This window comes from Xanthomonas citri pv. citri (assembly GCF_000961215.1).
GTDB classification, from domain to species: Bacteria; Pseudomonadota; Gammaproteobacteria; order Xanthomonadales; family Xanthomonadaceae; genus Xanthomonas; species Xanthomonas cissicola.
The window spans coordinates 3,185,109-3,208,749 of record NZ_CP008998.1 but is presented as its reverse complement, the minus strand read 5'-3'; the positions used below and the strand labels follow the sequence as shown (position 1 = coordinate 3,208,749).

General features: G+C 63.8%; 15 protein-coding genes. 5 read left to right on the top strand and 10 right to left on the bottom strand.

What is annotated here, in order from left to right:
• Positions 1-147: 147 nt before the first annotated feature.
• The 3 genes from AMD14_RS14400 to AMD14_RS14390 all read right to left on the bottom strand — a co-directional run bounded on the left by AMD14_RS14400 (position 148) and on the right by AMD14_RS14390 (position 6,936).
• Positions 148-2,163, bottom strand: a complete 2,016-nt coding sequence (locus AMD14_RS14400; RefSeq protein WP_003486881.1) for a M13 family metallopeptidase — start codon at positions 2,161-2,163, stop codon at positions 148-150.
• Positions 2,164-2,347: 184 nt separating this feature from the next.
• A complete protein-coding gene (locus tag AMD14_RS14395; RefSeq protein WP_011051800.1) occupies positions 2,348-4,447 on the bottom strand; it encodes a M13 family metallopeptidase in 2,100 nt (699 codons plus the stop codon).
• 386 nt (positions 4,448-4,833) lie between these two features.
• Positions 4,834-6,936 carry a M13 family metallopeptidase gene (locus tag AMD14_RS14390; RefSeq protein ID WP_040147600.1) on the bottom strand — a complete coding sequence of 701 codons (2,103 nt, stop codon included), beginning with the start codon at positions 6,934-6,936 and terminating at the stop codon, positions 4,834-4,836.
• Between the two features lie 451 nt (positions 6,937-7,387).
• On the opposite strand from AMD14_RS14390, the gene AMD14_RS14385 reads away from it, so the two are divergent.
• The gene (locus AMD14_RS14385) at positions 7,388-8,983 is read left to right on the top strand and encodes a phytoene desaturase family protein (protein WP_015463400.1); all 1,596 of its coding nucleotides are present in this window, start codon (positions 7,388-7,390) and stop codon (positions 8,981-8,983) included.
• Between the two features lie 127 nt (positions 8,984-9,110).
• On the opposite strand, the gene AMD14_RS14380 is transcribed toward AMD14_RS14385, so the two are convergent.
• Together AMD14_RS14380 and AMD14_RS14375 are read right to left on the bottom strand one after the other, a co-directional pair.
• Positions 9,111-12,188, bottom strand: coding sequence for a TonB-dependent receptor (locus tag AMD14_RS14380; protein WP_011051797.1), 3,078 nt, complete (start codon positions 12,186-12,188; stop codon positions 9,111-9,113).
• A 362-nt stretch (positions 12,189-12,550) separates the two neighbouring features.
• Positions 12,551-15,541 carry a TonB-dependent receptor plug domain-containing protein gene (locus AMD14_RS14375; protein WP_011051796.1) on the bottom strand — a complete coding sequence of 997 codons (2,991 nt, stop codon included), beginning with the start codon at positions 15,539-15,541 and terminating at the stop codon, positions 12,551-12,553.
• 336 nt (positions 15,542-15,877) lie between these two features.
• Here AMD14_RS14375 and apbC point away from each other — a divergent pair, with 336 nt between their 5' ends.
• Both apbC and dcd read left to right on the top strand, forming a co-directional pair.
• Positions 15,878-16,729, top strand: coding sequence for an iron-sulfur cluster carrier protein ApbC (gene apbC, locus AMD14_RS14370; protein WP_003486893.1), 852 nt, complete (start codon positions 15,878-15,880; stop codon positions 16,727-16,729).
• A gap of 96 nt (positions 16,730-16,825) precedes the next feature.
• Positions 16,826-17,395 carry a dCTP deaminase gene (gene dcd / locus AMD14_RS14365; RefSeq protein ID WP_005912996.1) on the top strand — a complete coding sequence of 190 codons (570 nt, stop codon included), beginning with the start codon at positions 16,826-16,828 and terminating at the stop codon, positions 17,393-17,395.
• Positions 17,396-17,551: 156 nt separating this feature from the next.
• On the opposite strand, the gene AMD14_RS14360 is transcribed toward dcd, so the two are convergent.
• The 4 genes from AMD14_RS14360 to AMD14_RS14345 all read right to left on the bottom strand — a co-directional run bounded on the left by AMD14_RS14360 (position 17,552) and on the right by AMD14_RS14345 (position 19,612).
• A complete protein-coding gene (locus tag AMD14_RS14360) occupies positions 17,552-17,737 on the bottom strand; it encodes a LiaI-LiaF-like domain-containing protein (protein WP_011051795.1) in 186 nt (61 codons plus the stop codon).
• 586 nt (positions 17,738-18,323) lie between these two features.
• Positions 18,324-18,491, bottom strand: coding sequence for a LiaI-LiaF-like domain-containing protein (locus AMD14_RS25075; RefSeq protein WP_003486900.1), 168 nt, complete (start codon positions 18,489-18,491; stop codon positions 18,324-18,326).
• Between the two features lie 27 nt (positions 18,492-18,518).
• Positions 18,519-18,953 carry an HIT domain-containing protein gene (locus AMD14_RS14350; RefSeq protein WP_005912999.1) on the bottom strand — a complete coding sequence of 145 codons (435 nt, stop codon included), beginning with the start codon at positions 18,951-18,953 and terminating at the stop codon, positions 18,519-18,521.
• The gene (locus AMD14_RS14345; RefSeq protein WP_003486902.1) at positions 18,950-19,612 is read right to left on the bottom strand and encodes a dienelactone hydrolase family protein; all 663 of its coding nucleotides are present in this window, start codon (positions 19,610-19,612) and stop codon (positions 18,950-18,952) included. Before AMD14_RS14345 ends, AMD14_RS14350 begins: the two co-directional genes overlap by 4 nt.
• A gap of 180 nt (positions 19,613-19,792) precedes the next feature.
• Between AMD14_RS14345 and rimO the strand changes: the two genes are divergently transcribed.
• Positions 19,793-21,166 carry a 30S ribosomal protein S12 methylthiotransferase RimO gene (gene rimO, locus AMD14_RS14340; protein WP_011051794.1) on the top strand — a complete coding sequence of 458 codons (1,374 nt, stop codon included), beginning with the start codon at positions 19,793-19,795 and terminating at the stop codon, positions 21,164-21,166.
• Between the two features lie 321 nt (positions 21,167-21,487).
• On the opposite strand, the gene greB is transcribed toward rimO, so the two are convergent.
• Complete coding sequence (gene greB, locus AMD14_RS14335; protein ID WP_003485476.1) at positions 21,488-21,994, bottom strand: transcription elongation factor GreB; 507 nt, start codon at positions 21,992-21,994, stop codon at positions 21,488-21,490.
• A gap of 110 nt (positions 21,995-22,104) precedes the next feature.
• Between greB and AMD14_RS14330 the strand changes: the two genes are divergently transcribed.
• The gene (locus tag AMD14_RS14330; protein ID WP_015463399.1) at positions 22,105-23,571 is read left to right on the top strand and encodes a rhomboid family intramembrane serine protease; all 1,467 of its coding nucleotides are present in this window, start codon (positions 22,105-22,107) and stop codon (positions 23,569-23,571) included.
• Positions 23,572-23,641 lie beyond the last annotated feature (70 nt).

Sequence of the window (23,641 nt, the reverse complement as noted above, 5' to 3'; positions counted from 1 at the left end):
CCTCATCGCGGCCTGGGCCGCTCCTACATGGATGGACGTCGCAGAAGCCAGCACGGATCGTAGCTGACACGCTTTCCCGCGAATGCCACAGACAAAGAAAGAGCGCGGGATCCGCGCTCTTTTTTGATGGCCTAACCTCGGCGAGGATCAGCGCCAGACTTTGATCTGGTCCGCATCCACGCGCTGCATCGGCTGGCCGGCCTTGCAGCTGAACGTTGCACCGAACTCGGGCAGGTTCGAAAGCGGGCCGTTGGTGCGCCACTGGCCCGGTGCGCGGATGTCGGCGCTTGCGCGCTGTACCGCTTCGTTGGGCGACAACTGCTGCGCCCACAGCCCGGCCCAGGCAGTGAAGAAGGCCTGCTTGTCGGCCTCGGTGGCTGCCGGCTGCGCCTTGCTGAATGCCTGCCAGGCCAATTCGACGCCGGCCAGATCGGCCAGGTTCTCTTCGGCGGTCTGCGCACCATTGACCTTGGCGTTGGGCACGCCCGGATACGGGTAGGCCGAGAACTGCGTGGCGACCTTGTTGGTCAGCATCGTCCAGCTCGCCTTTTCGGCCGGCGTCCACCAGCTGCGCAATTCACCCTTGGCATCGACCAGCGAGCCCTTGGCATCGATCGCACGGGTGATCTCGTGTGCGACCAGCGCACCGTACGCACCGTACTGCGCCGCCTGCGTTCCGCCGGTGGTCAACACCGGCGCCTGCAACACGGCGGCAGTGACGATCAGGCGGTTCTGCGCGATGTCGTAGGCCACCGCCGGCTGTTGCGGCAGCACGTCCCAGCGACGGTCGGCGTTGCCCTTGCCGATGCGCTTCATCTCTTCGCGGTGGCGCCAGGTCGAGGCGATCAGCATGTTGCCGCCGAAGCTGCCGCGCCCCATCGGCTGCACGGTGTAATCCAGGTCGCGTCGCGGCGCGCCGACTTCGATCTTCATCGCAGCCAGCTTGGCCTTGGCTTCGGCCACCACCTCGCCGTTGCCCCAACCGGTGCGCTCCAGCGCGGCCAGCTGCGCATCGCGCACCTGGTCGGCGATGGCTTCGGCCTGGCGACGGGTGTCGCTGCTCAGATAACGCGACACGTATTCGCGGCCGAGCATCGGGCCGGCGGCCACGTTGATCGCGTCCAGCACCTGCTGCCAACGCTGCGGCGGCACCGCATCGCCACGCAGCAGACGGCCGCGGAACTGGTATTCGGCATCGTGGAAGCTCTTGGACAGGTACGGCGCCATCGCATCGCCCACGCGCCAGCGCAGGTAGGCCTTCCACTGGTCCGGCTTGATGCTGACGATCATGCTGTCGAGTTGCTTGAACATGGCCGGGTCGGCCATCGACACCAGGTCGTCCTTGACGCCTTGCGCTTCCAGAAAGTCGGCCAGGCGCAGGTTCTTGTACTGCTTGCCCAGTTCCTTGGTGGCGATCGGTGCGTAGTTGTTGAACGGGTTGTTGATGCCCTGCACCGACTGCGCGCTACGCGCCAGCGCGGTTTCGATCTGCAGCACGGAGGCGGCGTCGGCGTCGAGCTTGTCGGCGGCGGTGCCGGTGAGCGCCAGGATCTGCTTGACGTAGGCGCGGTAGCGGCCCATCAGCGCCTGGGTGTCGGCGTCGGTGCGGGTGTAGAAGGCCGGGTCGGGCAGGCCCATGCCGCCCTGCATGAAGTAGCCGATATGGCGATCGAGCGCCTTCAGGTCCACGTCCGGGCCGAAATTGAAGCCGACCGGAATACCGACCTGATGCAACGCGGCGATGGAAGCGGGCACATCCTTGGCCTTCTTGATCGCGTCGATGCGCGAGAGCAGGGGGGCGATCGGGTTGGAGCCGTCCTTTTCGACAGCCGCCTCGTCCAGGCCGCTGGCCCAGAAATCGCCAAGCAGCTTCTGCACGTTGCCCTGCGGGGACTTCATCGATGCGTCGAGCAACTCGCGCTGCTGCTGCAGGGCGCGCTCGGACAATTGACCCAGCGCGGTGACGGCGCCGGCCTGCGGCACGGGGTTGGCCTTGAGCCAGCTGGCGTTGGCGTAGTCGTAGAAATTGGTGCAGGCCGCCGAGACGGCCGGAGCCTTGGGCGCCGCGGCCTTCTTCTTGCGAGCGGCGTCGGCGTCGGGGGCGGACAGCAGCGAGATCAGGCTGAAGCCAAGAGCGAGGGCAAGCGGACGAATGGTGGGCATCGAGAAGAAGGGTGGCCAGATTGAAGTCGGCGGAGTTTAGCAAGGCTGCGTGCCGCGCAGGCAGGCGCGCGCGCCGGTTCGTGCTCGCTGCCGGCCGCTTGCATGAATGCGACAGGCCCGCGCGTGCGGGCCTGTGCCGGGCGCCATCGTGGTGGAAGCGCTTGCAGCCGCCGCCTGTGCAGGCTTACCAGATCACCACGCGGTCTTGTTCTGGCCGCACCATCGCATCGCCGGCCTTGCAGGAAAATGCCTTGGCGAAAGAGGGCATGTTCGAGGGCGGGGCAATGGCGCGCAGGTTGTCCGGCGCATGCGGGTCGCTCGCCAGGTAGACCAGCTGCTGCTGCTCGCGTGTCTGCCCACGCCAAGTGCGTGCGTAGTTCAGGAAAAAGCGTTGATCCGGGCTGTACCCGTCGATCGCGATGGCGCGTTCCGGGTGCGCGCGCAGATCTGCCTGCAACGCATCGTAGGCGACGTTGAGGCCGCCCAGATCGGCGATGTTCTCGCCCAGGCTGAGCTTGCCATTGACGTGCACCGTAGGGTGGTCGGGTAGCGGCACGTAGGCATCGAACTGTTTGACCAGTCGGTCGGCACGCTGCTCGAAGGCCTTGCGATCCTGCGGCGTCCACCAGTCGACATTGTTGCCGGCGCCGTCGAACTGCCTGCCCTCATCGTCGAAGCCGTGCGTGGCTTCATGCCCGATCACCGCGCCGATGCCGCCGTAGTTCAAGGCATCGTCTGCGCTGGCGTCGAAGAACGGCGGCTGCAGAATTCCGGCCGGGAAATTGATGGAATTTGTGCTGGGGTTGTAATACGCATTGACGGTCTGCGGCGTCATCGACCAACGCATGCGGTCGGTGGGTTTACCGATCCGGGCGATGTCGTCGTGATAGTTGAACTTCGCTGCCGCCTGTAGGTTGCGGTAATACGCGCCGGGCACGATCTCCAGCCCCGACCAGTCGCGCCAGGTGTCGGGGTAGCCGATTTTTGGCAGGAATGTTTGCCACTTGGCGATGGCCTTGGCTTTGGTTTCCGGGCTCATCCAGTCGACGCGTTCGATGCGTGCCTTGAGCGCGGCACGCACGTTGTCGACCAAGTCGCTGGCACGCTGTTTTGCTTCCGGCGTGAACACCTTGGCGACGTAGAGTTGCCCCAGCCCTTCGCCCATTGCGCCGTTGACCGTGCGCAATACGCGTTTCCAACGTGGCTGCTGTTCGGGTTGCCCGGATAGCGTTTTGCCGTAGAAGGCGAAGTTGTTGTCGACGAACGCCTTGCTGAGCTGCCTGGATGCATCGTCGATGGTGTGGAAGCGCAGGTAGGCCTGCCATTGTGCGATCGGAGCATTCGCCAGCTGACGATCGAATTCAGCGAAGAACCGCGGCTGCGACAGGGAAAAGCCGGCACCGCCGTCGAGGCCTTGCACAGCGAAGAAATTGCTCCATGCAAAGTGCGGCGTGAGTTTGTCGGCCTCGGCCGTGCTGACGAAGTGATACTGGTTCTTGGGGTCGCGCGCCTCGGTGCGCGTGAGCGAGGCGGCCGCCAGCCGCGTTTCGAGCGCCAGGACCTGGCTCGCCTGCGCCTTGGCGGCATCGGCGGTGCTGCCGGTGAGTTCGAAGGATTTGGCGATATACGCCAGATATGCCTTCCGAATGGGCGCGTATTCGGGCGCGGTGTAGTACTCCTTGGTCGGCAGGCCTAGCCCATCTTCCTGCGCGAACCCGATCTGCCTGTCTGCATGTTTGAAGTCGGCAGCCGCTCCGAAGTCGAAGACATGCTTATCGCCTTCGGCAAAACGATGAGTGATGTAGTCGGCAACGTCCTTGCCTGAGGTCAGCGCGGCGATGGCGTCGAGCTGTGGCTTGATCGGCTGGTCGCCAGCCGCTTCGATGGCCGCTTCATCCATGCCCGAGGCATACAGCATGCCGATCTTGTGGGCGACAGGATTGGGTTGGGTACCCGACTGCGTTGCGGCGTCTTCGACAATCTGGCGTTGGGTGGTCAGGCTGTTCTCCACGAGCACGTCGGTGACGCTCCAACTGGTGCGGTCGGCCGGGATGGGATTGGCTTTTTTCCAACGGCCATTGACGAAATCGTCCAGGTTCTGGCACGCGCTGGTGGTTGCATCCAGTTCGCCGATATCGAACGCAGGTTTCGCTGCCGCTGGCGTCGCTGCGGGTGCCGAGGTTGCGTTTTTTTCCGGTGTGCTGCTGGTTTGCGCTTCGCGTTGGCAGCCTGTCAGGGCGACCAGCAGGGCAAGGGCAAGCGTGGAGGTCTTGGTCGGTGACATGGGCGCCAGTGGCTGGGATAAACGCCGAGCATAAGCGGACCCATCAACAGGAGCGCACGTGTTGAGGTTTGTTGAGGCTTGCATGCAGGCGCGATTGCAGATCGCACCGCATTGCAGCTGGTGTTTGCGGGTCTTGCGTACAGCCTGCGCTTGCGGCCAGGCGCAGCGATGGCGTGGCAGCAGGATGTGCGTTGTACGCGTCGGTCGGCATGCGTCTGGCGACGTGTGTGTGCAGGAAAGGTCATCCATTGCCGGGGCATGGCCTGCATCGGTCGTTGGCGCCGGTTGGCGGATATGGAAAAGACGATGCGGGAAATACCGGGCGTACAAAGAAAACGGGCGGCCGTCTTTCGATGGCCGCCCGTCGTTTTACCGCGACTGCGCAATTACCAGATCACGACCTGCTTGTCGCCCTGACGCACCATCGCATCGCCCGCCTTGCACGAGAACGCGGCGGCGAATGCCGGCATGTTCGACGGTGCGCCGATGGCGCGGAAGTTCGCCGGTGCATGCGGGTCGGTCTTCAGGCGCACGACCAGTTCTTCCGGGGTGAAGTTGCGACGCCACACCGTGGCCCAGTTCAGGAAGAAGCGCTGGTCGCGGGTGATGCCGTCGGTCTTGGGGTCGTCCTTGCCGGCAGTGGCGGCCTTCATGGCGTCGTAGGCGGTGTTCAGGCCACCCAGGTCGGCGATGTTTTCGCCCAGGGTCAGGTCGCCCTTGACCTTGTCGCCGGCCGGCGTGCGGTAGCCGTCGAACTGCGCCACCAGCTTGCCGGTGCGTGCCTTGAACGCGTCCAGATCCTTCTGCGTCCACCAACCCGGATCGGGGATGAAGTTGCCATCGGCGCCGAAGCGGCTGCCCTGGTCGTCGTAACCGTGGGTCATCTCATGGCCGATCACTGCACCGATGCCGCCGTAGTTCATTTCCTCCGGCGCATTCGGGTCGAAGAACGGCGGCTGCAGGATGGCGGCCGGGAACACGATTTCGTTCTGCAGCGGGTTGTAGTACGCGTTGACCGTCTGCGGGCTCATGCCCCATTCGGTCTTGTCCACCGGCTTGCCGATCTTGGACAGGTTCCACTTGTAGTTGAACTCCTGGGCGGCCATCACGTTGCCCAGGTAGCTGTCGCGGCCGGTGCTCAGGCCGTTCCACTCACGCCACTTTTCCGGATAGCCGATCTTGGGCGTGAAGCTCTCCCACTTGGCGATGGCCTTGGTCTTGGTCTCCGGGCTCATCCAGTCCAGCTTTTCGATGCGGGCCTTCAGCGCGGTACGCAGGTTGGTCACCAGGGTTTCCATCTTGGCCTTGGAATCGGCCGGGAAGGCGACCTTGACGTACAGCTGGCCCAGCGCTTCGCCGGCCTGGCCGTTGATGGTGGCCAGCACGCGCTTCCAACGCGGCTTGATTTCCTTCTGGCCGCGCATGGTCTTGTTGTAGAACGCAAAGTTCTCATCGACGAACGGCTGGCTCAGGAACGGCGAAGCGCCATCGACGGTGTGGAAGCGAAGGTACGCGCGCCAGATCGCCGGGTCGGTGTCGGCGATCATCTTGCTCACTTCCTGGTGGAAGGCCGGGATCGCCAGCGAGAACATCTCCGGTGTGGCCACGCCCTGCGACTTGAAGAACTCGGTCCACGACCAGTTCGGGGTCAGCTTGTCGGCCTCGGCCGGCGAGATCGGGTTATAGGCCAGCGAGGCGTCGCGCGACATCTGGGTGCTGGTCTTGGAGACCTTGGCCAGGCGGGTTTCGAAAGCGACCACTTGCTTGGCCTGCGCGGCGGCATCGGCCGCAGCCACGCCGGACAGTTCCAGCACCTTGGCCACGTGCGCCTGATACGCCTCCAGCTTGGCCTTGTTGGCGGGGCTGGTGTAGTACTCCGGGTCCGGCAGGCCCAGGCCGCCCTGCATGGCATAGGCGATGTTCTGGCTGGACTTCTTGAAGTCCGCTTCGGCGCCGAAGCCGAAAAGCGCGTTGTTGCCCTTGGCCGCGCTGCTGCGCAGGTAGTCGACCAGCTTGGCCTGGTCGCTGATGGCGTCGATGGCGGCCAGTTCCGGCTTCAGCGGCTCGATGCCCTGCGCGTTGATCTTGGCTTCGTCCATGCCGGTCGACCACAGGTCGCCGACGATCTTTTCCACGCCGGTGGCCTTGCTGTCGGCGGCGGCCTGTTCCACCAACTGCCGCTGGATCGCATTGGAGCGCTCGTCGAGCATCTCGAACGCGCCCCAGCTGGTGCGGTCGCTCGGCACCGGGTTGGCGGCCAGGAACTTGGCATTGGCGTAGGCGTTCAGATCGGTACAGGCATTGCTGTTGGGGTCCAGGTCGGCCGCGGTGAACTGGTTCACTGCCGGCAGCTTGCTCTGGTCCAGTGTCAGCGCCTTGGGCGCCGCCGGGGTAGCGGCCGCGGTGTCGCCCGCCGGGGCCGCAGGTGCGGCGTCTTCGGACTTCTTGCAACCGCTCAGGGCGGTGGCCACGGCCAGGGTCAGCGTCAATAAATGAGGTGTACGAATCACGAAGGACTCCAGAGGCATCAATGGGAAGCCCCGTCGCCGGGGCCGTGGCCGGCACTCTACGCCTCGCCAGCCGGATGGCATGGTGTCGAAGGTCATGGGTGCGGGGCGTAGGGGGCCGGGCGAGGCACCAGCTTTTGGGGGGCGCGGTGGTCCCTTACACGAGTTGAGCCGCCCCGCCATCGCCAACGGGCAACGGCGGCACTGCCGATCACACAACGTGCAGCTGCCGGCTGGACGCGTCGGCGTGCTCAACCTCGAATCATCGAGCGCGGCACTTGCTGCAGCAAACACCATCCGCACTTTGCAGCGGCTGTTCCTCGCCTACCACTGCACGCGCCGGCGCGGTGTTGCGTCGATAGCGACGGGCGGGCGTGCATGCGCTGCCGCTGCCAGATGGTGGGCGCGGGTGAGCGGTGCTATATACCGGTGCATGGCCATCGCCTCTGAACCCCTGGATGCACTGATCATCGGCGCCGGCCACAACGGGCTGGTGTGCGCTGCCTATCTGGCCAGGGCCGGCAAACGGGTGCTGGTGCTGGAAGCGCGCGAGGTGGTCGGCGGTGCGGCGGTGACCGAGGAGTTTCATCCCGGTTTCCGCAATTCGGTGGCGGCGTACACGGTGTCGTTGCTGCAGCCCAGGGTCATCGCCGATCTGGCACTGGAGCGCCATGGCCTGCGGGTGGTGCCGCGACGCATCAACAACTTTCTGCCGTTGCCGAACGGCGACTATCTGCTTGCCGGGGCAGGGCGCACGGCACAGGACGTCGCCAGGTTCTCAGCGCGGGATGCGGCTGCCTTGCCCGCCTACGAAGCGCGATTGGAGCAACTGGCCGATGTATTGCGTGCGCTGGCCTTGCAGCCACCGCCCGATGTCACCGATGGCGGCTGGCTGCAGGCATTGCCGCAGCTATGGCGGGCAGGCAAGCTCGGACTGCAGTTGCAGGGCCTGCCGCTGACATTGCGTCAGGAGCTGTTGGACCTGTTCACGATTTCAGCGGCCGAGTATCTGGATCGCTGGTTCGAAAGCGCGCCGATCAAGGCCTTGTTCGGCTTCGATGGCATCGTCGGCAATTACGCCAGCCCTCACACGCCGGGCACCGCATACGTGTTGTTGCACCACGTGTTCGGGCAGAGCAACGGGGTCAAGGGGGCGTGGGGCCACGCCATTGGCGGCATGGGCGCGATCACTCAGGCCATGGCCGCCAGCGCGCGCGAGTACGGGGCGCAACTGCGTACCGGCTGCGCGGTGGAGCGCGTGCTGGTAGAGCAGGGGCATGCGGTCGGTGTCGTCACGACCGCCGGCGAAACCGTCCGCGCTCGCGCGGTCGTGGCCAACGTCAACCCGAAACTGCTGTATCAGCGCCTGATGCGGCCAGACGACGTGCCTGCGACAACGCGCGAACGTATTGCGCATTACCGCTGCGGGTCGGGCACCTTCCGCATGAATGTCGCGCTCTCGCGCCTGCCGGACTTCGCGGCATTACCCGGCAATGGCGATCATCTGACCGCCGGCATCATCCTGGCGCCGAGCCTGGACTACATGGACCGCGCCTGGCACGACGCGCGCGCTTTCGGGTGGTCGCGTGAGCCGGTGGTCGAACTGCTCATTCCCAGCACCCTGGACGACACCCTTGCGCCACCTGGCCAACATGTCGCCAGCCTGTTCTGCCAGCACGTGGCCCCGCAACTGCCCGACGGCAGGCGGTGGGACGATCACCGCGAAGAGGTGGCCGATCTGATGATCGCCACGGTGGAACGCTACGCGCCCGGGTTCGCCGCATCGGTACTGGGCCGGCAAGTGCTGAGCCCGCTCGATCTGGAACGCATGTTCGGCCTGGTTGGCGGCGACATCTTCCACGGCGCCCTCAGCCTCAATCAGCTGTTCAGCGCACGCCCGCTACTGGGCCAGGGTGCGTATCGCGGCGCGGTGCCAGGGCTGTATCTGTGCGGCTCCGGGACCCATCCCGGTGGAGGCGTGACGGGTGCGCCTGGGCATAACGCGGCGCGGGTGATCTTGGGTGGGTGAGGTGGTTGGCAATGGCTCCAAAAAGATGGCAGCCAAAAAAGGCCCCGGAAAAACCGGGGCCAGAGACAGTACGCTTGCAGTACGAAGGCGAAATGAGCCAACTTCACCTTCGCTCGCGATCAGACGATCAGAAATCGTATGACGCAGTTAGGCGCATATAGCGCGGCTGGTTGTAGCTCCACGCTTCGGTGCCCAGCCCATAAGTGTTGGATACGGTTCGGCGAGTGACTTCATTGGTGCTGGAAATCCGATTGACCGAACGGTCGTTCAGTACATTGAACACATTCAGCGAAAACGCCAGCTTGTGATCGGCGAAGCCTGGACGATAGGTGACGCCTAGATCCAGATTTTTGATCCATGGAGTCTCGCCAGCACCGCCCGGAGATACAGGTTGGCCATAGCAATAGTGGTAGGCAGACCCATAGCCCACCGGGTCGTAATCCACAGCTGCGGCGTCAGGGCCCTCGTAGTAACCCAGGCACGACTTCGGTGTGCCAGACGTGACGCGCACCGTTGCCGATGCCAGCCACTCAGGCGTGAACTGATAGGCACCAAATGCCTTCAACTGATGTCGACGATCGTTGGCTAGGTTGCCACCCGCGTAATACATCAATTGTGCCGCATCCCAATCCTGTGTCTTGGAGATGTCGGCTTGCCCAAGATCCGACTTCACCTGTCCTTCGGTATTTCCATAGAGATGCGACCAGGTGTAGTCGACGCGGCCATACCATTTTTCGTCGAAAGGATGCTCGATAAACAGGTCCACGGCTACGTAGTTACGCTTGGCCTTGTCCGTAAAGCCCCAATCGGACTGCGACATACGCAGCTGGGTATAGCCAGAGCCCTCGTTGTTGGCAAGGTTGTAGGTATTGGTTTCACCAGGGTTGAACATCACGCAACCAGGAATGGTCACGCTGCTCGGGTCGCCGCCAGCCGCTTCGAGCGCATCGTACATTCGTCCTGGATCGCAGACATCATCGATCGCGGTCTGCAACTTGCGGTAGGTGACTTTGGCGCCCGAATTCCACTTCTCGCCGAGTGTCTTTTCGAAGCCGACCAGGAACTCGTCTTGATACTGCGACTTCAGATCGCTTGGAGCGAACGAGTTCGGATCCGGCGCTTCACCATATTCTCCGTTGGAAGAAACAGGGCCCGGGCCGAGTGCCGTGAGGCCGGTTGGCTCACCATTGGCGTTGATCCCCGAGTAACTAAAGTACTCATTGGTATACGTCGAGGCGGATGCTCCGCGGATGGCAACCTGATTCGGCAACGCCAAATAGTACCGGCCGACGTTGGCAAATACCTTGAAAGAAGAGTCGCCAAAAACGTCCCAGCTGACGCCCAGGCGCGGAGCCCATTGGTCACCGCTGTCCACGTAAGCCACGTGATCGCTGTTGTAGTTGGTGAACTTGTCGTTGCGGATGCCCAATGTCAGCAGCCAGTTGTCGCTGACCTGCCAACGGTCTTCAAGGTAGTAGGCCTTCTGCTCGACCGACATGCTGGTGACCGTGGTAAAGATACGGCGGTTCACGAAGTAGCCCTGACCGCCCGATGGACCAACACCGAGAGCGCCATTGATCGCTTGGGTGGGATCGTCCTGTTTGCCATAGATCCAGCGATAGCCCGGACCGCTGGTGAACACGCCTTCGTCGTAGGCGTTGAAGTACATGTTGTCCACACCTGCGGTCAGGTCGTGGTCGCCCAGGCGATAGTTCAACTCCAGTCGTAGATTGCGGCTCTTATTGATGGGGTCGCGTGCCTTGACCGTGGTCGTGGCCTGATCATTGATGATGCGCCTGCCACCCGTGATCGTCGGATCTTGCAGATTCGAACTGGCGATATTGGGCAACGACGACGCCCCGGGGTTCCACTGTTGATTGTGCTGGGTGTCGCGGCCCCAGGTCGCATTAAAGGTCAGGTCGTCGGTGAGGTAGCTGGTGAACTTCAGGATATCGACGCTGTCCTTCAGCTTGTAGGTGTCAGTAAACAGTCCGGATGGACCCTGATCCGTGTACGTCGAATAATCGTAATTGCTGTAGACGCCGGAACGGCGATCGGTGTTTTCGATACGTGTGTATTCAAAGATATTGCTATCGTTGATGTTCCAGTCCAGCTTGCCGTAAAACTTGGGCGAGCTATTGTCGTAGTGGTTGCGGCCTTGATTGCCTGCCGCCGTGGCAGTGTTTGTGGTCGCTCCGTCGACCTTGTCGGACTCGCCCGCGACGAACAAGAACAGCCGATCTTCGATCAGCGGACCGCCAGCATATGCGCTGTACACCGTTCTGCTCTGTACATCGTCTTTACCGCGGCGGTAGATAGTGCCGGGCAAGGTGTCGTCCTCATACCCATAATTTTCGGGCAGCGTACTGTTCGGGTACCACGCATCGCCGCGTGAGCTGGCGAGTGACTTCGGTTCCCACACCGCTTGCGCGCCGAAGTGCCACTCATTGGTGCCACGTTTGCCGACCTGGCTGATCACGCCGCCGGTGGAACGGCCGTACTTGGCGCTGTAGCCACCGGTATAGGTTTCCTGCTGGTCGATGGCACCGTAGGGAAGGCTCAAGCCCCCAAGATTATTGAAGGGATTAGTGACGTTGACGCCGTTGATGTAATAAGCGTTTTCCGTGACACCTGCGCCGCCAAAGGAGATCGTGGAGCGCGAGCCATTGTTGAACGCACCGCTTCCGGATATGGCACCCGGCGCCAGCAACGCAATCGCTTCGGCGCTACGGCCCAGCGGCAGCGTAGCCAACTGCTCGGACGTGATCACCGAGCGCGAGCTGGTCGAGCTGACATCGATCTTCGGCGCGTTGGCGGCGGTGACGGTGATCGCACCGAGCGTGGTTGCATCGGCATTGCCGCCCGATGCGGCCGCGCCACCGAAGGAGACCTCGGTGCCCGAGCCGACGCGCAGCTGCACGTTCTTGCGGGTGTCGACGACCTGATCGCCGCGCTTCAGGGTGACGGTGTAGGCGCCCACCGGCAGCGAGCCGAGGTTGTAGCGGCCATTGGCATCCACCGTAATGGTGCGGCTGAGACCGGTGTCGCTCTGCACCACGATCGTGCTGCCGGCTTCGGACGGGGCGCTGCCGTAAATGCTGCCGGTGGTGCTTTGCGCATAGACCGCGCCGTTGGTTAGGCAAGCACCGAGCACGACAGCAAGGGCGGTGCGTTTGAGGACTTGGCGACGAAACTGATTGCTCATTCCTGACCTTTCAACTGGAGTTCGGATAAGGGCGGTCATCGGGGAGTCAGATGGCCTTAACCCGAACGTAATGAATGCCTGCTACCGAGTGCAAGCATCCGACATGATTTGTTAATGAAATAACTCAAATCCGCATCGGAAGTGAGGAATTCGGCACAAAATGGCGTTGTGTCGCACACCTGGGCAAACGACCTGGAGCGGGCTCTCGGATTAATAGTTACGTTCGATACAGATTGCGTCGCCTGTACGACCAGATCGAACGTCCCTGGGTGTCCGTTGTCGCGAGCGAAAGATCCACCGCGTTGCCAAGCCGCAACAAAAAAGCCCCGACACGCGGGGCTTTTTCGACACGCGTGAGGCCGTCAGAATCGCACGGTCGTTCCCAGATAGAAGAACCGGCCCACGTTGTCGTACAGCGCAGAGGTGAAATCCGAGCCGAAGTAGTTGCGCGGCGGATCCTTGTCCAAGGCATTGTCGATGCCCAGGTACACGTCGATCTTCGAGCCGGGGAATTGATAGCCGAACTGGAAGTTGTGGTACACGTACGAGCCGTTCTTGATCGGGCTGGCCGAACCAGGATTGCTGTTATAGCTCTCCGGGGTCACGCGCAGGTTGCCGTCCACGTAGTTCATGTCCCACGACGCGCGCCACGCGTTCCAGTTGTATTTGGTCTGGAACTGCGCACGCCAGCGCGGGTCGGTCACGTAGGTCACGTACTCGTCGTATTCCTGCGGAAAGTCCTGGAATACCCACTCGCGCGACTGGATCAGGCGGGTGCCGACAAACCGCAGCACGGTATTGCCTTGGCCGAGCTGGAAGCGGTAGTCCATTTCCAGATCCACGCCCACGCGACGCGAACGCGCCAGGTTTTCGTTCAGCGCCTGCCACCCGATGATGCTGTGTTCGGGATAGATGCGGCCCTGCGGGTCGGTGAAGCCACCCAGCGGTGCACGCTGCACGAAACCGCAGAAGCTATTGCCGATGCCGCCGGGGTTATCCACACAGCGCGTGGCATTGGTCTCTGCCGTCACGGCGCCGATGGCATCGCGCAGGTCGATGCGCCAGTAGTCGATCGACATGCCGAACCCTTCGAAGAACTCCGGCTGCCACACCAGTCCGTACGACAGGCTGCGCGCACGTTCCGGCTTGAGTTCCGGATTGCCGCCGCTCACGCCCGGGCGGGTAGCGGTGTAGGTGTCGATCCAGCCCACCGGAATGCCCAGTGCGCTGCAGTTGGCCTGACGCAACCCCACATCGCCCGCAGTGCCCGGACGGTTGGTATTGGTGGGCAGGTAATTGCAGGGGTCGTTGATGGTGGCGAAGTTTTCGCTCTGCGAGTCGTACAGCTCGCCAATGCTGGGCGCACGCACCGCCTGCGCCAGGGTGCCACGCAACCGTAGCGACGGAATAATGGTCCAGTCCAGACCGATATTCCAGGTCTTGGTCGAGCCGATACTGCTGTAGTCCGAATAGCGTCCTGCAACGTCCAGCGCCAGACGATCCACGCCCGGCAGGCCGGCCAGCAACGGGATGGTGCTCTCGACGAACACTTCCTTGACGCTGTAGTCGCCACCGCTGTTCGGGATGGCGTTGAGAAAGGTCGCGCCCGACGCGGCCAACGGGTCGGTGACTTCCTCGCTCTGTTCCTTGCGGTATTCCACGCCGCCGGCGAAGCCGATGTCGCCTGCCGGCAGCGACAGCAGGTTGCTGTTGGCCACCGAGGCGCTGAACACGGTCTGCTGGATCTTGGCTTGCGAGCGCGCGGTGGTGTTGAACCACGCAGCTGCTTCCGGGGTGACCGCGCCGTTACCGAAGACACTGAAGGGCACGCAGCCTTCGCGGGCCAGTGCCGAGTACACGCGACCGGTATGGGGATTGACCGCAGTCGGATCCAGCGTGGTGCGGCAGACGATGTCGCCGCTGGCATCGCGTGCGGCGTCGATGCCGGCCTGCCAGCGTTCGTTGATGCGGTTGTTGAGGTTGAGGCGGTCCACCGTGGTCTTGCCGTAGTTGGCCGACACGTCGTAGGTCCAGTTGTCGGTGACGTTGCCTTCGGCGCCGAGAACGGCGCGGTAGGTCTTGCGTTCGATGTTTTCGCCGCGGCGGCCGGCATCGACATTGAAGCGGTTCATCAGGATCTGCGTGGCGCCGCGCGAATCCATGAGGGCGCCGAGTTCGGGGCTGACATAGGGGTTCTGACGACGCACGCGCAGCGAGCTGTCGAATGCGGGCTGGCCGAAGAATTCCGAATCGGTTTCGCTGTACTTGCCTTCGAAGAACACGCGATGGTTTTCGCTGATCTCGAAGTTGATCATGGTGTTGACGCTTTTGCGATCGAAGCCGGGCTGCAGGTCGGCCACCGCGTTGAGGTCGACGAAATCGCAATCCACGCACGAGGTGTTGCTCACCACCGTGCCGTTGTACCGGTTGCGACGGAAGCTGCCATCGTCGTTGAACAGATAACGGTTGCCGTAGCTTGCCGGGTTGCGGAAATCGAACGTGCCCAGATTGAAGGTGCCGCCGTAGGAGGTCGAATGGTTGCCACCGGGGCCGCTGAGCACGTTCTGCGGGTTGCGCTCGCTCGGCGGAAGGGTGGGGTCGAACGCGGGGTTGGGCACACTCACCAGGTACTCGCGGCCGATGGCGCGGTTGCCGCGACCGAAGCGATCTTGCTTGCTGTATTCGCCGGACACCGCGATATTGCCGCGGCCGCCTGCGAAATCGGTGCCGGCAGAAAAGCTGGCAAATGAGCGGTTGTAATTGCCTTCGTCGGCCAGGCCGGTCTGCGCGCGCGTCTCGAAACCGGTGAACGATTTCTTGAGGATGAAATTGACCACGCCGGCCACGGCATCGGCGCCGTACACCGCCGACGCGCCGCCGGTAATGACTTCCACGCGCTCGACCCATTCCACCGGAATGGTGTTGACGTCCACCGCAGTCGAGCCAGGGCTGGAGCCCACATGGCGACGCCCGTTGACCAGCACCAATGTGCGGTCAACGCCCATGCCGCGCAGGTCGAGCAGGCCCAGGCCGGCAGTGCCGATAAAGCGGGTGGAGTTGCCCAGCGTGTAGCTCGGCGCCAGCGCCGGCATACGCGCCATCAGGTCGCTGATGGTGGTCGCGCCGGTGGCGCGGATTTCTTCGGCGCTGATGGCAGTCACGGGCGAAGGCGTGACAAATCCGGTACGCGCGATGCGCGAGCCGGTGACGGTGACCTTGTCCAGATCGGTCGTATCGGGTGCGACCCCGTTGTCGGACTGGGCGGCGGCAGTGCCTGCGGATGCGGCTAGTACGCCGAAAAGTGCAGTGCTAAGGCGGTGGCGACGGATGCGTTGCGAGGTACGGCTCGACATGATTTCGCAGATTCCTTGCTGAGATTCGATTCGCGCAGTTGGGCTCGCTGAGCGCCAGCTGAACTGTGTTTTGACCGTAACAATTCTTTAATCTTGTGTCCATATCTGCGAAATTTGTCACTGAATGTCACGTGCTGGCTGCGCGTGCGTTTGTGTTGCGTTGGCAGACAGGCCGGCTGCTTCCGACCGAGCCGGTACACTCATGCCCCTCTTTGATGCGGCGCAAAGCGATGCTTGAGTCGCTCGCGGTGGCACACGACAACTCGGGTAGGCGATGAACACGATGGTGCAAAGTGGTTTCTGGGCGGCGCGCGCTGTTGCGAAGGCGGTTGGCGCATGACGGGCGAACGCAGAATCGCCGCGCATGCGGTGCAGGGGGCGTTGGCGCCGCACCCGCGCATCCGCAACGTGATTGCGGTGGGGTCCGGCAAGGGCGGCGTGGGCAAGTCCACCACTGCGGTGAATCTGGCACTGGCGCTGCGTCAGTTGGGCGCGCGCGTCGGCGTGCTGGATGCCGATATCTATGGCCCCAGCGTGCCGGCGATGCTGGGCCTGAGCGGGCGGCCGGATAGCCCGGACAACAAGTCGATCGAACCGCTGCGTGCGTTCGGGATCGAGGCGATGTCGATCGGCCTGTTGGTCGATCAGGACACCCCGATGATCTGGCGCGGGCCGATGGCGACGTCCGCGCTGACCCAGCTGTTCAACGACACCCTGTGGGACGACCTGGACTATCTGCTGATCGACCTGCCGCCGGGCACCGGCGACATCCAGTTGACCCTGTCGCAGAAGATTCCGGTGGCCGGTGCGGTGATCGTCACCACGCCGCAGGACATCGCCACGCTGGACGCGCGCAAGGCCTTGAAGATGTTCGAAAAGGTCGAGGTGCCGGTGCTCGGCATCGTCGAGAATATGGCGGTGCATACCTGCAGCAACTGCGGTCACCGCGAGCATCTGTTCGGCGAAGGCGGCGGCGAGCGCATGGCGGCGCAGTACGGCGTGCCGTTATTGGGGGCGTTGCCGCTGGTGATTGCAATCCGTGAGCAAGGCGATGTCGGTCAGCCGATCGTGGTAGCCGCGCCGGAGTCGGTGGCAGCCCAGGCCTACCTGGCGGCGGCGACGCGGCTTGCCGAGGAACTGGGCAAGCGCCCACGCGCCAGCATCCCGATTTCGGCGTCGCTGCTGTAACGCGTCCGGCCGGCTGCGGGTGCCGGCCGCTGGTAGAATTCGCCGTCTTCGCGCGGGCCGCTCGGCCCGCCGCCTTCCGTCTTCAAGGAACACCGCATGAGCATCAAGAGCGACCGCTGGATCAAGCGCATGGCCGAACAGCACGCGATGATCGAGCCGTTCGAACCCGGCCAGATCAAGCACGATGCCGCCGGGCAGCGCATCGTCAGCTTCGGCACCTCCAGCTATGGGTACGACGTACGCTGCTCGCGCGAGTTCAAGGTCTTTACCAACATCAACTCGACGATCGTCGATCCCAAGCACTTCGATCCCGGCAGCTTTGTCGATATCGAATCGGATGTCTGCATCATTCCGCCGAACAGCTTCGCACTGGCGCGCACAGTGGAATATTTCCGCATCCCGCGCGACACGCTGGTGGTGTGCCTGGGCAAGAGTACCTACGCACGCTGCGGCATCATCGTCAACGTGACCCCGCTGGAGCCGGAGTGGGAAGGCCACGTGACGCTGGAATTCAGCAATACCACGCCGCTGCCGGCGCGCATCTATGCCAACGAAGGCGTGGCGCAGATGCTGTTCTTCCAGTCCGACGAAGTGTGCGAAACCTCGTACAAGGACCGCGGCGGCAAGTATCAGGGCCAGACCGGTGTAACCCTGCCGCGCACTTAGAGCAGCGACCGAAACGACTGCGCTCGCCGCCAGGCGGGCGCAACCGATACTCGGAATCGGCTGTGCCACGCGTGCACTCCGGTTCGTCCATGCCCGTCTGGCGGCTGCTCGCCGGGTTTTTTGGCCGCTCCTGGTGCAATGGCGCGGCCGTGACCCTCAGCAGGTCGCGGCAGCCCTCTGGCGGTAGCGCAGCAGTTGGCGCACGCCGGCGGCGATCAGAAACACCGGCCACCAGGTCGCGATCAGGTTGCCCACGTCCATATGGGCCAGCCCCAGGTTGTCCAGCAGAAACAGCGCGCCCATGACAATCAGGAACAGGGCGGGGATCAGACGGTAGTTCATGGCGAGGTCCTCGTTGGGTATGAGGCCATGCTGCGCCGGATGCGCCCCACGATCAGGTGCCGGAAGTCAACAATCGCAGATGACAAACGTCATGTCGGTCGCCTCACCGGCGGGACGGGCAGAGGTGAGGGCTGTGCCGCATGTGATTGGCCGTTGCCGATGCGATAGCCGACGCAGTCCGGTCGCAGCCCCAACGTTCTGAGGCGCAATCGACAGCCCACCAGGCGTCGCCCGTACCCCTGTCCGGCCCTTGGGGCACCTGCACTTCCATGAAGGAGGACAATGTCCCAACAGGCGACGAAGACTGCAGGCAGGCGACGGGCGACGGCGATGCCAAATCAGTGAGGGCTAAATCCGCCCAACTCCGTCGCCACTGATGCTGTGGTCAGCGTAGATAACAGATCGGCCGTCAAACCGAACTGCCGCCAGCGCAGTCAGCGACCGCGCCACCCGAGCGCAGTACCGCACCTCAACTCGCAAGCGCCAATCCGCCAATCTGCCATTCCGCCATTCCGCTGGAATGTCAGCAGCGCCGATAGCCCGCTGTGACCAATTCCGGCTCCCAAGTCCCCAAGCCCGGCTCCGCTTACTTGCCGCGCCCGAACAGCATGCCGATCCCGCAAGCGACCAGCGCAGCCGGCCACCAGGTGGCGATCAAGCGACCAAGACTGAGATTGGTCCAGCCCAGGTTGTTGGCCAGGAACAGCAGGCCGACGAGGATCAGGATCAGCGCGGCGACGACATTGGATTTCATGCGGGAGACTGGTTGAAGGACAGGCGCCTATCGTAGCCGTTGCGCCCACGCCGCGACATGCTGCTGCAACGTCTCGGGCACAAACCGCTGCGCACTGCCGCTGCCCCAGACGGGCCCAGGCCACGCGGCATCGCCGGGGTGACGGCCGACCAGATGCACGTGTAGCTGCCGCACGATATTGCCCAGCGCGCCGATATTGAGCTTGCTGACCGCAGGTTCGGCGCGCAGCAACTGCGAGAGCTGGTTGATTTCGGCCAGCAACAAACGCTGCTGGCCGCCATCCAGATCGATCCACTCACTGACATCGGCCACCCGTGGCACCAGCACCAGCCACGGGAAGCGGGCGTCGTCCATCAGCCGCACCTGCGACAGCGGCCCGTCGGCGACGAACACCGTGTCGGCCGCCAGGCGCGGATCGAGCAGGAAACCGCCCGCCGGCGTGCCCGGTGCGGTGTCGCTCATCCCAGATGCGCCGCGAAGAAGCCCAGGGTGCGCTCCAATGCGCGCTCGGCGCTGTCGGCGTCGTAGTGGGTGGGGTCGATGCTGCGGTTGAAGGCATGTCCGGTCGGATACACGAAGGTTTCCATCTGCGGCAGTTTCTCGCGGTGGGCCTGGATCGCTTCGGGCGGAATGCTGGCATCGCGCTCGCCGAAGTGGAACATCACCGGTGCCTTGGGGGTTTCGTCCAGCAGCTGGGTGTTGCGGCCGCCGTAGTAGCTCACCGACGGCAGTCCCAGGCGTATCGCCGACAGCAGTGCGACCGAGCCACCCCAGCAGTAGCCCACCGTGCCCACCTTGCCGGCGCGGGTCAGCAGGGTGGCGGCAGATTTCACCACCTCCACCGCGCGCTCCAGGCCCACCGCATTGGCCAGCGCCAGGCCCCGCTGCAGGCTTTCCTGGTCGTACGGCAACTGCACGTCCTTCTCTTCCAGATCGAAAAAGGCCGGTGCCAGCACCTCATAGCCGCGTGCGGCGTAGTCGTCGGCCACTGCGCGGATATGTTCGTTGACACCGAAGATTTCTTGAATCACCACCAGGCCGCCGCGCGGGCTGGAAGCGGGCGTGGCGTGCCAGGCGGCAACCTGGCCGTCGGGGGTGTCGAGCGTGGTCCAGTGACCCATGGAAACTCCTGCTGCAGTCCGGGGAGGCGCGCATTATCGACCGGATCGGCGGGGGCGAAGGTGAGGGTTCCGCTAAGATGCCCCCGCGTGCGCGGCATGCGGTTCAGAGCGCCGCCCCCACACCGCTATAATTGGCCCGCTCAGGCCCCAGGCCGCTCCGCTTCCCAGGCTCCTGCTTCCATGTCCCAGCTGAACCCTAAAGTCGGCTTCGTCAGCCTTGGCTGCCCGAAGGCGCTCGTCGATTCCGAACGCATCCTCACCCAGCTGCGCGTAGAGGGCTACGACATCGTGCCCAGCTACGACGCTGCCGATGTGGTGGTGGTCAACACCTGCGGCTTCATCGATTCGGCAGTGACCGAATCGCTGGACGCGATCGGCGAGGCGATGAACGCCAACGGCAAGGTCATCGTCACCGGCTGCCTGGGCAAGCGCCCGGAGCAGATTCGCGAGGCGTACCCGCAAGTGCTGGCGGTATCCGGCCCGCAGGACTACCAGAGCGTCATGGAGGCAGTGCATGCCGCGTTGCCGCCGCGTCACGACCCGTTCGTGGATCTGGTGCCGGACTACGGCATCAAGCTGACGCCGCGCCATTACGCGTATCTCAAGATTTCCGAAGGCTGCAATCACCGGTGCAGCTTCTGCATCATTCCCTCGATGCGCGGCGATCTGGTCTCGCGTCCGGTCGATGAAGTGCTGCGCGAAGCCGAGCGGCTGGTGCGCGGTGGCGTCAAGGAATTGCTGGTGGTGTCGCAGGACACCTCGGCCTACGGTGTGGACCTGAAATATGCCGAGCGTCCGTGGCGGGACCGCCTGTACCAGACCCGCATGAAGGCGCTGTGCGAGGGGTTGTCGGAGCTTGGCGTGTGGACGCGCCTGCATTACGTGTACCCGTATCCGCACGTGGACGATGTGATTGGGCTGATGGCCGAAGGCAAGCTGCTGCCGTATCTGGACATTCCGTTCCAGCACGCCAGCCCGCGCATTCTCAAGTTGATGAAGCGCCCCGGCGCGGTGGAAAAAACCCTGGAGCGCGTGCAGCGCTGGAAGGCGATGTGCCCGGAGATCACCGTGCGCTCGACCTTCATCGTCGGCTTCCCCGGCGAGACCGATGCCGAATTCGAATCCTTGCTGGACTTCTTGGATCAGGCGCAGCTGGACCGCGTCGGTGCGTTTGCGTATTCGCCGGTCGATGGCGCCAGCGCCAACGCGCTGCCGGATCAGGTGCCCGAAGAAGTGAAACAGGAGCGCCTGGCGCGCTTCATGGCCAAGCAGGCGCAGATCTCTGCGTTGCGTCTGGAATCCAAGATCGGCAGCGTGCAGCAGTGCCTGGTGGATGTGATCGAAGACGACATCGCGGTGGCCCGCTCGCGTGCCGATGCGCCTGAAATCGATGGGCTGGTGCACATCCAGAACGGTGGCGAGCTCGGCTTGAAGGTGGGCGATCTGGTGGATGTTGAAATCACCGACAGCGACGAGCACGATCTGTTTGGCGATGCACTGCCGTCTGGCCATGCGGTGCAGCCAGGGCGGACATTGAACCTGCAGATCGTTTAGCCGCAGCAGGGCGCCGGCTGGCCGATGGCGTCGGCGCCAGACTGTGCCGCACCGTCGCCGCACATGCCCCGGTGGGCACGCCAACCGGTAGGAGCGTGCCTGCGCGCGACGAGGCTTGCCACGCGCATCCGTCCCGGCACGACGCGCTGCAATGCCAACATCGCCGCTAGGCATGATATCGCCGGATGAGGGTAGCCGGCGTGTGTGCGTATCAGCAGGCCACGATGCAGTCCTGGGGCACTGGGTGTTCGGTTCTCCGGGTGTCGATCACTGTCGTTGCTGATGCACGGCGCCAGGATCGATCCGCCCCTTGGGTATCCCCTACAGCGAGGCGTAATCCACCGACACCACGACGAATGTGTGCTTGCCGGCCGGCAAGTGTGCGTCGAATTCGTCGTCCACGCGCTTTTTCAGCAGGGCGCGCGCCAGGGGGGAGTCGATGCTGATCCAGCCGCGTCCGGCATCGGTTTCGTCCGGGCCGACGATGCGGTAGCGCAGCAGCTCGCCACTGCCGGCGTCTTCCAGCTCCACCTGTGCGCCGAAGAACACTGCGTTCGCGTCGGTAGGTGCGGTATCCACCACGCGCAACGCTTCCAGTCGCTTGCTCAGATAGCGCACACGCCGATCGATTTCACCGAGCTGCTTCTTGCGATAGGTGTATTCGGCATTTTCCGAGCGATCGCCTTCGGCGGCCGCTGCCGCCAGGGCCCGTACCACCTCGGGGCGGCGCACGCGCCACAAGTCGTCCAGCTCGGCCTTGAGGCGGGCGTGGCCTTCGGGCGTGATCAGCGCAGTGCTTTTTTCGGCAGGTGGGCGCCAGCGGCTCATGGGGCAGGGAGGTTAGAACGGCGGGCCCGCGATGCTAGCGCGCATGACGTGCTTGCGCATCTTCCGCCGCACAGCGAAGCTTTGCGCCATTCTCGGACACGGACGTTGTCATGCTGATCATGCCGCTGCACAAACCCTGGTCGCGCCAGAACATCCCATGGGTGACGCTGCTGCTGGTGCTGATCAATGTGGCGGTCTACATGGGCTACCAGCGCAAGGACGACAGCCTGGTCGAGAGCGCCGTGCACTATTACGTGCACTCCGGCTTGGGCGCGCTGGAGGCCGATGCACATACCCGTTACCTGCAGCAGACCGCCGACGCCAAGCTGCGCGCGGCGCGCCAGGCAAAGCTGGGCAGCGTGCCTGAACCGCAACGCATCGCGTATCTGGCGCACCTGACGATGCACGATGTCGCCTTCGAACACGCACTGCGCAGCGGCACACTGTTCAACGACGACGCGCGTCTGCGCGAATGGCGCGCATTGCGTGCGCCTTACGACACGCGGCTGTCCAGGATATTTACGCTGCGCCATGTGCAGCGCAGTTCCGAATGGTCGCCAGCGCGCATGCTGACCGCCACGTTCCTGCACGGCAGCTTCGATCATTTGCTGGGCAACATGCTGTTTCTGCTTGCCCTGGGTACCTTGCTGGAAGGCGCAATCGGCAGCGGCTGGTTCCTGGCGCTGTATCTGCTCGGCGGATTCGGCGCCAGCCTGGCCAGCTTGTGGTGGCGTTGGGGCGAGCCTGGCGGCGGCTTGGGGGCGTCCGGCGCCATCGCCGCCCTGATGGGCGCGTTCTGCATGGTATGGGGCAGGCGCAGGGTGCGCTTTTTCTATTGGTTCTTCGTGGTCTTCAATTACGCGCGTGGCCCAGCGATCCTGCTATTGCCGCTGTGGCTGGGCTGGGAGTTGTACAGCCTGGCATCCAGCGACGACGGTGCAGTCGCCTTCGAAGCGCATGCGGGGGGACTGCTGAGCGGTGCGTTGCTGGGCGCCTTGCTGGTGGTATTGCGGCAAACCCGGCCGGCATTTATGGAAGAGGGCGACACGGTTGCGGTGGACGATCGCTGGGAGCGTGCGCAGCGCCATCTGGGCCGGATGGAAAACGCCGAGGCCGAACATTTGCTGGCGGAGTTGACGCGCGAGCAGCCGCACAATCTAGAGGTTGCGCTTGCGCGCTATCGCGCGGCGCGTCATGCAGGTCGCAGCCAGGACAGCCTGCGCCATGCCGAGACGCTGCTGGCCCTGCAGGCCCATAGCGCCGAACAGACACGCATCCAGCTGGCAGTCGCCGCCGAACTCAGCAAGGCCAAGACTGCCTGCAGTCTGACGGCGCGCAGGGCGCTGATCGCTGCGTGCATGCGTAACGGCCTGTTGGCCGATGCCGAGCGTCTATTGAAAGAAAGCGAACTGAGTACGCCTCGCGACGAATTGGCCCAACAGTGGTTCGTGCTTGCCTTGCGTCACGGTGAACTGCAAGACGGTGCGCAACGTACGCGCTTGTTGCGACAAGTGCTGGATCAGTTTCCCGGGCAGGGACAGGCGAACAAGGCGCGCTTTTTGCTTGAGAACGGGTGAGCGGCTTCTGCTCGAGGCGTGCTCTCTGACTCGCGCGACGCTGGGCGGGCAAAGACCGGTCGAGTTGGCT